The organism is Sphingomonas trueperi (genome assembly GCF_040545965.1).
GTDB classification, from domain to species: Bacteria; Pseudomonadota; Alphaproteobacteria; order Sphingomonadales; family Sphingomonadaceae; genus Sphingomonas; species Sphingomonas trueperi_C.
On sequence record NZ_JBEPMV010000007.1, the window covers coordinates 1 to 13,574 of the forward strand.

A 13,574-nucleotide genomic window follows, 5' to 3' on the forward strand; every position below is an offset into this window, starting at 1 on the left:
GCATCGGCGAACTGCTTGATCGCTTCCCGCCCTGCCAATGTGCCAACTTCTTCCAGGCCGCTGGATATCAACGGTCAATGTGAAATTGCTCTAGGTGCGACCCTCAGCAGGCGCTGTGCGAGCGAAATCCAGCAATCGCTAAATGTCGGTGCGCGGCAAGATCTGACGTTCAGCTCGCAGCATGTAAACGGCCGCTTCGTCCCGAGGCACGGTGAAGTGGCCCCTCGCCAGCGGCAAGGGGCCAGCAGGTCAGATTGCAGTATTCTCGGCAAGGGCAAGCGCGTCTTCCACGTCAATGCCGAGATAGCGCACTGTATCCTCGATCTTGCTATGACCGAGAAGGATTTGGACGGCACGAAGGTTGCCGGTCGTCCTGTAAATGATCGAGGATCTTTTCTCCTAGAGCTTGTCCGGCTCCACGACACGCGCCAGTTTCACTGCGTCCTGTCCGGTCGGCAGCCGCCCTGACGCGGTCAGGCGTTTTGCCGCATCGTCCCAGCGGAGTGTCGCGGTGATGCCGCCGCCATTGCGATAGCCGTTGGTGACGCCGTCATCGTCATACAGCGTGAAGCTGGCGTCTCGGCCCGGGTATACGCGGATGCTGTCGAGCGCCTGCCGCGTCGCGGTGCTCGGCACCTGCACACCCATCGGCACGATCGAGCCCGCACGAACGAACAGTGGAATCTTGTCGATCGGAGCGGCGACCTTGACCGTCTGCCCACCAGTGTAGCGGTGATTGGTCCAGTAATCATACCAGTCCGCGCCCGCAGGCAGATACACGTCGCGGCTGGTCACGCCCTGCGCGGTGACGGGTGCGACGAGAAAGGCCGGGCCGAACATATACTCGTCGCCGATCGTCGACACCGCCGGATCATTCGGGAAGTCCATGAACAGCGCGCGCATGAACGGTGCACCCGTCTTGTAGGTCTGGTATCCCAGCGAATACAGATACGGCACCAAGGCGTAGCGGAGCCGCAGGAAGTTCGCGAGCACCGGCTCGGCGGCCGTGCCATATTCCCACAGTGCTGTGCCCGGGCGTTGCCCATGGATGCGCAGCGTCGGCGTGAAGCTGTTATAGGCGAACCAACGCGTGAACAGCTCGGGATAGTCGGCATAGCTTGGCGGCATCGCGGTCGCGCCCGCCGGATCGAGCAGTGGCGGCCGCTCGGCCTTCGGGCCGGACGGATACTGCCAGCCGCCGGTATCGCTGCTCCAATAGGCAAGGCCCGTGGCGGTGAATCCTAGGCCAGCCGGCACCTGGCGGCGGAGCGCTTCCCACGTCGATTGCACGTCGGAGGACCAGAACAGCGCACCATTGCGCTGCGTGCCCAGATAGGCGGCGCGCGCAAGGATCAGGTTGCGCAGGTTGGGCCGATCCCGCGCCGATCCTTCCGCTACGCCACTGGTGTGCACCAGCGGGAACAGGTTGTGATAGCGGTCGCCCGAACCGATCGAAAAGAAATGGCCGTCCGGCACCAGATCCGGTTCGGTTTCGTCGAGCCAGAACCAGTCGAACCCTTGCGAGGCGATATTGTCGCGGATCTTGCCCCAGAACCAGCCGCGCGCCTCCGGGTTGGTCGAATCGAGCAGCGCGCCAGCACGGTCGGCGCGGACGGGGAGGCCGTCGACCACGCTACCGTCCTTGTCGTGCAGCAGCCAGCCCTTCGCCGAGAGGAAGTCATAATAGCGCGACTCCCGCTCGAAGCGCGGCCAAACGCTGATGATCGAGCGCATACCCATAGTGCGTAGCGCGTCGTTCATGCCCTTGGGATCGGGAAAGAAGGTGCGATCGATGTCGAGCTGCCCCATCCGCGTCCAGTAGAACCAGTCGAGCACCATCACGTCCAGCGGCAGGTTGCGCTTGCGATAGCCTTCCGCGATGCCGAGCAGTTCGGCCTGACTTTCGTAGCGAGCCTTGGACTGGATCAACCCGAACGCCGCCTTGGGCGGGAGGGGGGTGGCACCGGTCAGCTTGGCATAGCCCGCGTAAAGCTGGTCGGTGGTGTCGCCGGTGATGATGAAGAACGACACCCGCTCACCGACGCTGGACTGCCAGTGCGTGCTGTTGTTGAGGCCCGGCGACACGGTTGTGGCGGACGGATTGTCCCACACGATGCCATAGCCCTTGTTCGTCACCATGAAGGGAACGCACACGCTTTCGCCCGCTGGCGCATCATAATTGTGCCGGCAGTCGATGGTGCGTCCCTTCAGGTCGAGCACGCCCTCCTGGTTCTGGCCCAGCCCATAATAATGCTCGCCCGGCTGCACCGCGAAGCTCGCGCCGACGCGGAAGGTCCGTTCACCGTTGACTTGCACCGGCGCCATTTCCCACCCGGTCATCTCGGTGATGACGTGGCCGTCGCGTCCGCGAACGGTAAGACCGACATGCGGCAGCGACGGCGCGAAATAGCGCTGCATCTGCGTCGGGGCATTGGGCCATGGTTCGGCATTGACCGTGAGCGAGACGGCGGAGGACGTGAAGACATCTCCGGCGGCGCTGACGACGTGGCTCCAGCCGGTCAGATCCGGCTTCGCGTTCGGACCGTCTCCCGGCGGGGCATCGGCAAGCGCCGGGTCCATCGCAATGGTAACCCGGACGATATTGGGCGCATACGGCTCGATCGCCACGCGTGCACCATGCCGATCGAGCGAGGCCAGCGGTGCTGCGGAGGCCGGTGCGGCGACAAGCGCGAACAGAGAGGCCCCGGCAGCGAAGCCGGCTCGAATCATTTCGCGGGTTTGCAGCATCATTGTCATTTCTCTCTTCCCAACTAGTCTAACTATGTACCAGTAATGTCGCCCAGCCATGCAAGAAGATCCAACTACATGGCGAGCCCGAATGGCACTCGTACGCACTTCTTGTGCGTAACGGATGGCGCACGGCTCCCCCGCGCGCCTATTTTCAGCGATAGCGGCCCATCGTGACCTTGAGGATCTGCGGCCTGTCGATCAGGTTGAGCCCGTAATCAGTCTGGTCGCCGTTCCACAAGCGCGCCGTCTTCCATTTGCCGTCGACGAAACTGCCTTCCTCGGCGCGGAGCATGATCCCGTTGGGTGGGCTGCCCTCCGCGGGCGTGAAGGTCACGCGGACATGGTCGCCCACCACCAGGAACTCATTCTCGGAAAGCTGCGCGACCGCAACGCCGCCGATTTTCTGCGCGCCCCAGGGCGCCGGATCGGACTTGAGGAAAGTCCATTCCTTCATCCCGAACTGCCATTCGCCCCAGCTGGCGGTGATCTGCCAGCCGCCGAGCGTGGTGCTGCGCGGCTTGTTGTCGTCCGGCTTGGCGACGCCCCAGGTCGGGCGGGTATAGGCGATGCGCGCCCAGTCCCGCGCGATGCTGCCCAGCGTGCGATAGGGCAGCGCGAAGGCATCCAGCGTCGCGGAATCGAGATCGCGCGCGCCGAGCGGGAAGTTGAAATAGCCGGTGCTGTCCATCCCGAACGGCGCGAAGCCGATCGCGCCGTGGCCCAGCGCCTCGTAGAAGAAGCGCGCGAACTCGCGCGCATTGCCGATCTCCGGCACCATCAGCGCATTGTCGGCCCGGGCGTATTTCTGCAGGTACAGCGAGACGTTCTCGCTGCTGCGATCGTAGAGATCGGGCGCCGCGAAATCGAGCGCGGGTGCAGCCGCCTTCCAGATGTCGAGCACGTCCTGCTGCGGACCGCCGCTCGCCACGCCGTCCGGATCGGGGACGTTCGAAGCGCCGGCAAGGGCGGCGTTGACGTACATCGGCAGCGGCTTCACCGCCTTGCCCGCCGCCGCGATCGCGTTGACGTAGCGCGCGACATACCAGCTGTTGAACGCGCGATCGGCCTGCGCGCCGAACGCCTCCGCCCAGGTGCCGCGCTTGCCCGTCTTCTTGGCGAGTTCGGCCGGGATGGCCTGTGCGAACAGCCGGTTGCCCTCGCCCGAATAGTCGCGGGGGTTGCGATAGCTGCCCGTCTCGTTCTCGGGCTGGACCAGGATCACGGTGTTCTGCGGATCGTGGTCGCGGAGATATTCCATCACCTTCACAAAGGCGCGCATATCGGCCTTGAGCGTTTCCGCCCCATGCGCGCTGAGCACGCCGTGATCCTTGCCGTCGCGCGTCTTCATCCGCGGAAAGCGCTTCGAGTCCAGCTTCACCCAGTCGGGCGTGTAGCTGTAGCTCGTATTCTTCCACGTGCCGAACCACAGCAGCACCACCCGCTTATCGTGCGCCCGGGCCTGGTCGAGCAGCGTCTGGAGGAAGCTGAGGTCGAACTCGCCTTCGCGCGGCTCCACCTGCTGCCAGGCGATCGGCACTTCCACCGTGTTGGCGTGCATCCGCTCGAGCACGGGCCAGGCGGTGGCCAGCGGCTCGGCATAGTTGCTCGAGTTGTTGATCTGCGCCCCCAGCATCAGGAACGGCGCGCCGTCGACGATCAGCGCGTGGCGGCCGTTCTTGCTCTCGATATGCGGCACCGGTGTCGCAGTCTGCGCTGCCGCCGTACCGGCCGACAGCAGCGCGAGCGCCGCGCTCCCAAGCAAATGCAGTTTCATTTTCTCTCCCCTGCCGGATCGCCATAGAACAGCCCGCGCCCATCCGTGCCGAGATACACCCGCCCGGCAATGCGCGGATCGCCCGAAATCACGCGGAATCGCAGGCCCCATTGATGCCCGTCGTCGTTGATCCGCTGCCAATGTTTCCCCAAATCGTCCGAGCGCCACAGCGCGCGCAGTCCCGCCAGCGTGCCCACCGCATAGAGGCCGGGGCTGCGCCCCCGCCCCTTGCCGAGCCCGAACAGATCCACCTGCAACGCGCCACTCACAGGCTGGAACGAGGCGCCGCCATCGGTGCTGCGCCACAGCTGGGCGCCCAGCTTCAGCCACAGCTCGCCCGCTGCGAAGGGCGAGGCGACCAGGGTCGACTGCTGCTCGCGGTTGCGGATGCGCGCCGCCGAAAGGTCCGTCGGCAGCCCCCGGCCGGCAAGCGGCGCGAAATGCGCCCCGCCGTCGCGCGAGCCCAGCACATGGGTGTCGCTCACCGCATAGAAGCGCGTGGGGTCTACCTTGTCCGCGGTGGCGCGGGTGCTGCCCGGCAGCCCCTCCACCCGCAGCCAGGTCTTGCCGCCGTCGCGGCTGCGCAGCGGCTCGGGCGTTGCCACAAGCATAATGCCGCCATCGGCGGATACGCTGATCGCCGCCTCGCCGTTCAGGTCGGCGCGGGCGGGCGGGTTGCCCATCGCCGGCACCTTCACCGGCACCCAGCTACGCCCGCCATCCTCGGAGCGGCCGAGCGACGCGTCGCGCGGGCGGTTGGCATAGAGGCTGCCGCTGCGCACGACCACGCTCGGCTTGCGGCCGGCATAGTCCAGCGTGTTGGTGTTGGAGAGATAGGGGTTGGTGAAGCTCGGCTGCGGCGAGACCGCGAATTCGTCGTGCACGAAGCCGGCGAGATCGCCGAAGCCGGAGACGAGATGCGCGCCGCCGGTCGGCGAGGTGAGCGTGATGATCGCGGTCTGCTCGATGCCGCGCACCCAGGGCGCCCAGTCGACCCGCCCCTGCCCCGCCGCGCCGGTCGCATAGACCGTCGCCCCCGTCGTGTAGGCGATATGCCCGGCATCGAAGGGGTCGATCGCGAGGCCGGTGATCCAATGGCCGATATCGGCGCCCTTGCCCTCGTGCAGCAGGAAGGGCGAGGCGGCGATGTCGCGCCGACTGCGCGGGCCGAGATCGTCCCAATGCGCGCCGCCGTCGCGCGACAACCACAGCGTGTCGCCGAGCGTGTAGCGATCCAGCGTGCTGATCGCCACGGTGCCCGGCGCCGACGCAGCGACCGCCACGCCCAAAATGCCCCCTTCTCGGTGATCGGGTGGCGTGATCGCCTGGCCCTTGCTGTCCGGCGCGAAGCGCCACACCGCGCCGTCCCGCGCATCGCTCTGGCCGATGCCGGTGGCATAGCCGACATAGAGCGTGCCGTCCGCCGCGATCGCCGCCTTCACCGCCAGCATCTCCGGCCCCGGTCCGGCGACCGGCAGCCACGACGCGCCGCCATCCTCGGAACGATAGAGGTGGACGGCGCCGGGATCGGCGACCCCCGCCCAGATCCGCCGCGAGCCGGTGCCGCGCGCGCCGCTGCTAGGATCGAACAGCACGAACGCCACGCCGCCATGCGTCTGGCGCGGTGCGGGCCTGCCCAGCCCCGCCACGGGAAAGGCCGCGAGCTTGCTCCAGCGCGCGCCCGAATCGTCGCTGCGCCACAGGCCGTCATGCCGCGTGCCGAAGAACAAGGTGCTGGTGCGGTTGGGGTCCACCGCCAGCCGCTCGCCCAGGCCGCGGCCCGCCTCGTTGCCGCCCATCGCGAAAGGTACCGGCGTCACCGCCCAGGTTGCGCCGCGATCGGTCGATCGCAGGATCGCCGAAGGGGCGTTCGCGCCCATGCCCGCAGCCATATAGACCACCGCCGGATCGTGCGGATCGGGGGCGATGCTCTCGATGCCCATATAGCTTGAGACAACGTTGCCATCCTGCAGCGGCACCCAGCGCGCCGCGGCAGCGTCCCAGCGATAGGCGCCGCCCATGTCGGTGCGCAAATAGGCGAGCCCGCGCTCGGCCGGACTGAACACGATGCCGGGCGCATAGCCGCCGGCACCCACCGTCACATTGGTCCAGCGATAGGGGATTTGCGCGCGGGCTGCACCGTCCACCGGCACGGCAAGGACGGCAAGCGCTGCAAACATGCCAAGCGACATGGAACGCCGCATTCCTCTCCCCTCCCGCGCTTAAGCCGTCGCGTCTCTTACGACCGCGTGCCAGCAGGTTAGCGCTACCAGACCACAAAGGAAACCGCTGTCTTGAAATTTACTTTTACAGATGAATGAATTTTGTACCTGCCGGGTAGCGGACGTTCCCGTCAGAGCCTCACAAATGGCGCCGTGGCTTGACCCATCTGCATCAAGCTCCTGCCGAGCAGGACGCAGGACTTTGGCTTACGCTGACTCCCGACACGCGCGCACCTAAGAAGCTGAATCAACGAGAAATCCACCTTGTTAACGTGAACAGGTTTCATTGGTAAACCTTTGTTTCACATTATTGTTGCGATCAATCTGAGCAGATGGTAGCGCGAACATTCGGATGCCGGGACCACACCGGCACTGCGTGCGCGGCATGCGATTTGATGCGCCGCAACACCATCTGCGACCGGCGCCCGTGGCGCCCAGGGAGGGGACTCATGATCAACCGTTTCTCGTCATCTTTTCATGCTGCTTCGTTGACCGCCACGCTGCGCGCTGGCGCTTCACTGGCAACGTTGTCACTGATCGGCCTTTCGGGGACCGCGCTCGCCCAGACCGCGGCCGCCGCGCCGCAGGGCAGCGAAGCCGCGACCCAGGATGCTACAGCGACGGATAGCCCCGCGGCCGACGGCGCCCAGGAAATCGTCGTCACCGGCATCCGCGCGTCGCTGCAGAGCGCGCGCAACCGCAAGCGCGACGCCGAACAGGTGGTCGATTCGATCACTGCGCAGGACATCGGCGCCCTGCCCGACCGCTCGGTCTCCGAAGCGCTGCAGCGCGTCCCCGGCGTCACGCTCCAGCGCACCAACGAGAATCGCGATCCGGCCCGCCTGTCGTCCGAAGGTGGCGGCGTGTTCATCCGCGGCCTCTCCTGGGTTCGTTCGGAGCTGAACGGCCGCGACGTGTTCTCGGCGAACAATGGCCGCGGCCTGTCGTTCGAAGACGTGTCGTCGGACCTGCTCGTCGGCGTCGACGTCTACAAGAACCCCTCGGCCGAGCTGGTCGAAGGCGGCATCGGCGGCATCGTCAATCTGCGCACGCGCAAGCCGTTCGACTCGCCCGGTTATGTCTTCGCGCTGTCGGGCGACGCGAACTATGCCGATCTGCGCAAGAAGACCTTCTGGTCGGGCAATGCGCTGGCCAGCGGCCGCTGGCAGACCCCGCTGGGCGAAATGGGCCTGCTGCTCAGCTATTCGATCAACAATATCGGCAACCGCACCGACAGCATCACCGCCGGCCGCTATGACCGCGGTACGCTGAGCGCGCCGCAGGACGGCCTCGCCGCCGGCACCAACGTCTACATCCCCGCCGGCATGGGCTTCCGCCGCATCGACTGGCAGCAGAAGCGCACCGCGTTCGACGGCTCGTTCCAGTGGAAGCCGAGCGACACGCTGCAGCTGACCTTCGAGGCACTGATCTCCAAGGCGACGCCGCACGACATCGAATATGCGGTGGGCGACTATGACACGCCCTCCTCCGACAACAGCAGCTACCAGTTCGGGCCGAACCGCGAGCTGCAGTCGGGCACGATCACCAACCGCAACCTGAATCTCGACACCCGCGCCGGCAGCCAGGACAAGAAGACCCAGGACTTCTCGGGCAATGTGCGCTGGACGCCGAACGAGAACTGGTCGGTCAGTGCGGACCTGCAGTACATCAAGTCCACCGCCAAGGTGTACAGCATGACGGCGTTCACCGGCGCCAGCATCCCGACGACGATCGCCTTCGACTTCAGCGGCGATGATCCCTCGATGACCTTCTCGCCGACCAACAGCGCCCAGTCGCTCACCAACAAGAATGATTATTGGTGGGCTGCGGCGATGGACCATATCGAAAACAACGAAGCCCATGAATGGGCCAGCCGCGCCGATGTGGAGTATACCTTCACCGACAGCAATTTCCTGAAGTCGTTCCGCGTCGGCGGCCGCTTCACCGATCGCAATGCCACCACACGACAGAGCACCTATAACTGGGCGATGCTCTCGGCGCAGTATTGGGATCAGAGCAGCCCGGTCTTCCTCAACCAGACCGGCCGTGCGGGGGGCACGCAGAATGCGGGCCTGCCGAACCAGACCTCGCTGATCAACTACAACAACTTCTTCCGCGGTAAGGTGCCCCAGCCGGGCGCCGGCTTCTGGTTCCCGGCGGCAAGCCTCGTCCAGAACGGAACGGCAAACGCGTACGGCTACCTCAAGAGCACCGAGATGCTCGATGCGAACGGCCAGCCTACCGGTTGGAAGCCGCTGAGCGACGATTACACGACCACGCCGGGCGGCATCAACAACCAGATCGAGCGGACCTATGCCGGCTATGCGCTGCTGCGCTTCGGCATGGACCAGAGCCCGATCGGCAAGTTCGACGGCAATATCGGCGTCCGCGTGATCCGCACGGAGAACGAGGCGAGCGGCACGCCGATCTCGATTGCAGCGCCGACCTCCTCGCCCAATCTGTGCGTGGTCGGGACGCCGATCGCCACCGGCCCGCGCGCAGGCCAGACCGTGAACGCCACCGATTGCGCCAATTATGCGGCGGCGTTCCGGTTCGCCGGCGGCACGATCACCCAGGCGACCGCAGGCAGCGGCTCGTACACCGACGTGCTGCCCAGCCTGAACCTGCGCTTCTTCCTGAAGGACAATCTCCAGCTGCGCTTCGCCGCGGCCAAGGCGATCGTCCGGCCCACCTTCATGCAGCTCAATCCTTATGTGCAGTTGGGCTTCAACTTCGATTCGGTGACGGGCATCGCCACTGGCGTGGGCAGCAACGGCAACCTCACCGGCTTCACCGGTAGCGCGGGCAATCCGAACCTCAAGCCTACCCGCTCGAACCAGTTCGACCTCAGCCTCGAATATTATTTCGGGCGTTCGAACAGCATCACGCTGGCCGGTTTCTACAAGGACATCTCGAACTACATCTTCGCTGGCGCTACCCAGCAGACCTTCACCTCGAACGGCCAGACGCTGACCTTCGACGTGACCCAGCAGACCAACGGGTCGAAGGGCAAGATCAAGGGCTTCGAGCTCGGTTACACCCAGTTCTTCGACATGCTGCCGGGTGCGCTCGGCGGTCTGGGCTTCAGCGGCAACTTCACCTTCGTCGACTCGTCGGGCGGCAAGAACACCGCGGTCAACGTATTCGACTCCAACCAGACGACCAACGCCGGGCTCAGCCTGCCGCTGGAAGGCCTGTCGAAAACCTCGTACAACGCGGCCTTGGTCTATGAGAAGTACGGCGTCTCGGCCCGAGCCGCCTATAACTGGCGTTCGCACTACCTGCTGACCACGTCCGCCGCGAACCTGAACTATCCGGTCTGGTCGGAGAGCTATGGCCAGCTCGACGCGTCGATCCTCTACTCGCTCAACAAGCACATCAAGATCGGCGTGCAGGGCTATAATCTGCTCAATTCGCGGACCTTCCTCGACGTGGGGGATCCCAACTTGAAGCCGCGCTACAGCTGGACGGACACGGACCGGCGCTTCGCCTTCCTGTTCCGCTCGGTCTTCTAAGCTTCCTCTACCTCGCCCCCGGACCCGCACAGGCTCCGGGGGCAAATTCTTACCGGACGCGGATCGCGCCTAAGCTCGACCGCGCATGAACCTGAACGAGAGGAAGCGGTGGGCCAGCACATCATCATCGCGGGCGGCGGCAGTGCCGGCTGGATGGCCGCAGCGCTATTCGCGCGGCTGCGGCCGGCCCCGGATACGCGGATCACCCTGGTCGAATCCGATGCGATCGGCACGATCGGCGTCGGCGAAGCCACCGTGCCGATCCTCCGCGATTTCAATCGGCTGCTCGGGTTGCACGAGCCCGATTTCGTTGCGACCACCCAGGGCAGCTTCAAGCTCGGCATCGAATTCGTCGGCTGGGGAGACGCGGGCAACCGCCACTTCCACGGCTTTGGTGATTTCGGCGCGCCGATCGAGGGCCTCGCGCCTCATCATCACTGGCTGCGGCTGCGGGCTGCGGGGCGCATCGCCGATCCGATCGACGGCTGGTCGATGCCCGCCCTCGCCGCCGCACAGGACCGGTTCGCGCCCCCTGAGGCGCTACGCGGCGAGGCGGCCGAATATCGCTACGCCTATCATTTCGACGCCGGGCTCTACGCGCAGCTGCTGCGCAGCCATGCCGAGGCGCGCGACGTCACCCGCATCGAAGGCCGCATCCTCGCCGCCGAGCGCGATCCCAGCACCGGCGACCTGACCGCGCTGCGGCTCGAAGGCGAGCGGCGGATCGCCGGCGACCTGTTCATCGACTGCACCGGCTTCGCCAGTCGCCTGCTGGGCGAGGCGCTGGGCACCCCCTTCGTCGACTGGTCGCGCTGGCTCCCCGCCGATCGCGCGCTGGCGCAGGGCTGCACGCGCGCCGGCCGGTTCACGCCATTCACCCGCTCCACCGCCCATGCCGTGGGCTGGCAGTGGCGCATCCCGCTCCAGCACCGCACCGGCAACGGGCTGGTCTATAGCAGCGCCTATCTCTCGGACGACGAAGCGGCGGCATGGCTCGCGGCGAACCTCGATGGCGACGCGATCGGCGATCCGCGCCCCTTGCGCTTCACCACCGGTCGGCGCGAGCGCTTCTGGGCGCACAATGTCGTCGCGATCGGGCTCGCCGCGGGGTTCATGGAGCCGCTGGAATCGACCAGCCTCCAGCTCGTCCAGACCGGCCTCGTCCGCCTCGCCGAACTGCTGCCCAGCATCGGTGCCGCCGACCCCGCGGTGATCGCCGAATATAATCGCGAGACGATCGGCGAATATGAGCGGATCCGCGACTTCCTCATTGCCCATTACTGCATCAGCCGCCGCCCCGAACCCTTCTGGCGTGACATGGCGGCAATGGCGCTACCCGACACGCTGGCGCACAAGCTAGCGCTGTGGGACGCGATCGGGCGGCTACCGCTCTACGACCGGGAGTCGCACGCCGAGGCGAGCTGGGTGGCGGTGCTGCTGGGCCAGGGACGGTTCCCGCGCGGCCATGAACCGACCGCCGACCGGCCGCCGCTCGACGCGCTCGACCGGCTGTTCGCGCAGCGCCGTGCCGAGCTGGAGGCCGCGCTGCCGCGGCTGCCGGCGCATGACCATTTCGTCGCGAAGACCTGCCGGGCGGAGGACGCGTGACCTCCGCGCCACCGCACCGGCACGCGCTCCAGGAGAAGATGCCTTGACCAAGAACGTCCTGCCGCTTGCGCTCGGCGGCCTGCTGCTCGGCCTCGCGCCGCTGCCGGCCCTCGCCCAGCCCCCGGCCCGCACCGTCCAGGTCGACATCGCCACCGCCAAGGCACCCGTCGACCGCTTCTTCGACCTGTCGATCGGCTCGGACTATCCCGGCACGCTCCGCCGCGACGACTCCATGGCCCAGCTGAAGACGGCGCATGATGAGCTCGGCTTCCGCTATGTCCGCTTCCACGCGATCTTCCACGACGTGCTGGGCACCGTGAAGCGCGAAAACGGCAAGATCACCTATGACTGGAGCGGTATCGACGCGCTGTACGACAAGCTGCGCGCGCGGGGATTGAGGCCCTTCGTCGAACTCGGCTTCACGCCCGACGCGCTGAAGACCTCCGACAATTCGATCTTCTACTGGAAGGGCAATACGTCGCATCCGGCACTGGGAGCGTGGCGCGACCTGCTCACCGCCTTTGTTCGCCACGCGCAGGAGCGCTATGGCCGGGAGGAGGTGCGCAGCTGGTTCTTCGAGGTGTGGAACGAGCCCAATCTCGACGGCTTCTGGGAAAAGGCCGACAAAGCCGCCTATTTCGATCTGTACGACGCGAGCGCCCGCGCCATCAAGGCAGTCGATCCGGCGCTGCGCGTAGGCGGCCCCTCCACTGCCGGCGCCGCTTGGGTGCCCGAGTTCTTGGCGGATATGCACAAGCGCGGCACGCCGGTCGATTTCGTCACTACCCACACCTACGGCGTAGAGGGCGGCTTCCTCGACGAGCAGGGCAAGCAGGATACCAAGCTGTCGTCCTCGCCCGACGCGATCGTCGGCGATGTGCGCAACGTCCGCCAGCAGATCGCTGCCTCGCCCTATCCCAATCTGCCGCTCTACTTCACCGAATGGAGCACCAGCTACACGCCCCGCGACTTCGTCCATGATTCCTATGAGAGCGCAGCCTACATCCTCACCAAGCTCAAGGCGGTGCAGGGTATCGCGCAGGGCATGAGCTACTGGACCTTCAGCGACCTGTTCGAGGAGCCAGGCCCGCCGACTGCCCCCTTCGAGGGCGGTTTCGGGCTGATGAACCCGCAAGGCATCCGCAAGCCAGCCTGGTTCGCCTACAAATATCTCAACGCGCTGCACGGGCGCGAGGTGCCGACCGGCGACCCGCATAGCATCGCCGCGGTCGATGGCGCGAAGCTGGCGGTGGTGCTTTGGGACTGGCATCAGCCCGAGCAGCCGGTGAGCAATCGCTCCTTCTACGGCAAGCTCGTCCCTGCCACGCCGGCGCCGCCTGCGTCGGTCCAGTTGGCCCATCTGCGCCCCGGCAAGTACAAGCTGCGCTTGTTCCGAACCGGCTATCGTCACAACGACGCGTTCTCGGCCTATATCGACCTCGACAGGCCGAAAGCACTGACCGAGACGCAGGTCGCCGCGCTTCAGCGCCTGACCCGCGACCTGCCCGAACGCGACGCGACGGTAACCGTACCCGGCTCCGGTACGCTCAGCGTCCCGATCGCGCTGCAGACCAATGACGTGCTCTTGCTTCAACTGGAGCCGCTGGCACGCTGAAACCCATCCGCGCTTCGCACTGCGCGGACGCGCAACGCCTTGCCCGCGCCTTGCGCCGCGTTACGCTTGGCACGCCGTCGATTCACCCC

General features: G+C 66.1%; 6 protein-coding genes and 1 pseudogene. 3 read left to right on the forward strand and 4 right to left on the reverse strand.

Annotation, left to right across the window (positions count from 1 at the left end; genetic code table 11):
• Positions 1-249: 249 nt before the first annotated feature.
• From ABIC35_RS17990 to ABIC35_RS18005, 4 genes and pseudogenes are all read right to left on the reverse strand, one after another.
• Positions 250-393: pseudogene (locus ABIC35_RS17990) on the reverse strand (integrase); the annotation flags it as partial.
• Between the two features lie 6 nt (positions 394-399).
• Positions 400-2,730 (reverse strand): TIM-barrel domain-containing protein, encoded by a 2,331-nt coding sequence (locus ABIC35_RS17995; RefSeq protein WP_436286791.1) that lies wholly within the window; start codon positions 2,728-2,730, stop codon positions 400-402.
• 172 nt (positions 2,731-2,902) lie between these two features.
• Positions 2,903-4,525, reverse strand: a complete 1,623-nt coding sequence (locus ABIC35_RS18000; protein WP_121076300.1) for a DUF5597 domain-containing protein — start codon at positions 4,523-4,525, stop codon at positions 2,903-2,905.
• Positions 4,522-6,729, reverse strand: a complete 2,208-nt coding sequence (locus tag ABIC35_RS18005) for a hypothetical protein (RefSeq protein WP_354278543.1) — start codon at positions 6,727-6,729, stop codon at positions 4,522-4,524. The genes ABIC35_RS18000 and ABIC35_RS18005 overlap by 4 nt, the downstream gene beginning before the upstream one ends.
• A 467-nt stretch (positions 6,730-7,196) precedes the next feature.
• Between ABIC35_RS18005 and ABIC35_RS18010 the strand changes: the two genes are divergently transcribed.
• From ABIC35_RS18010 to ABIC35_RS18020, 3 genes are all read left to right on the forward strand, one after another.
• Positions 7,197-10,262: a TonB-dependent receptor gene (locus ABIC35_RS18010; protein ID WP_121079297.1), complete on the forward strand. Its 3,066-nt coding sequence runs from the start codon at positions 7,197-7,199 to the stop codon at positions 10,260-10,262.
• 108 nt (positions 10,263-10,370) lie between these two features.
• Positions 10,371-11,870, forward strand: a complete 1,500-nt coding sequence (locus tag ABIC35_RS18015) for a tryptophan halogenase family protein (RefSeq protein ID WP_121076294.1) — start codon at positions 10,371-10,373, stop codon at positions 11,868-11,870.
• Positions 11,871-11,913: 43 nt separating this feature from the next.
• Positions 11,914-13,485 (forward strand): GH39 family glycosyl hydrolase, encoded by a 1,572-nt coding sequence (locus ABIC35_RS18020; protein WP_354278544.1) that lies wholly within the window; start codon positions 11,914-11,916, stop codon positions 13,483-13,485.
• The last annotated feature ends 89 nt before the right edge of the window (positions 13,486-13,574 follow it).

Coding starts and splice junctions, on each gene's coding strand:
- ABIC35_RS17995 (WP_436286791.1), bottom strand. CDS start 2,730: ATGATTCGAGCCGGCTTCGCTGCCGGGGCCTCTCTGTTCGCGCTTGTC.
- ABIC35_RS18010 (WP_121079297.1), top strand. CDS start 7,197: ATGATCAACCGTTTCTCGTCATCTTTTCATGCTGCTTCGTTGACCGCC.
- ABIC35_RS18005 (WP_354278543.1), bottom strand. CDS start 6,729: ATGCGGCGTTCCATGTCGCTTGGCATGTTTGCAGCGCTTGCCGTCCTT.
- ABIC35_RS18000 (WP_121076300.1), bottom strand. CDS start 4,525: ATGAAACTGCATTTGCTTGGGAGCGCGGCGCTCGCGCTGCTGTCGGCC.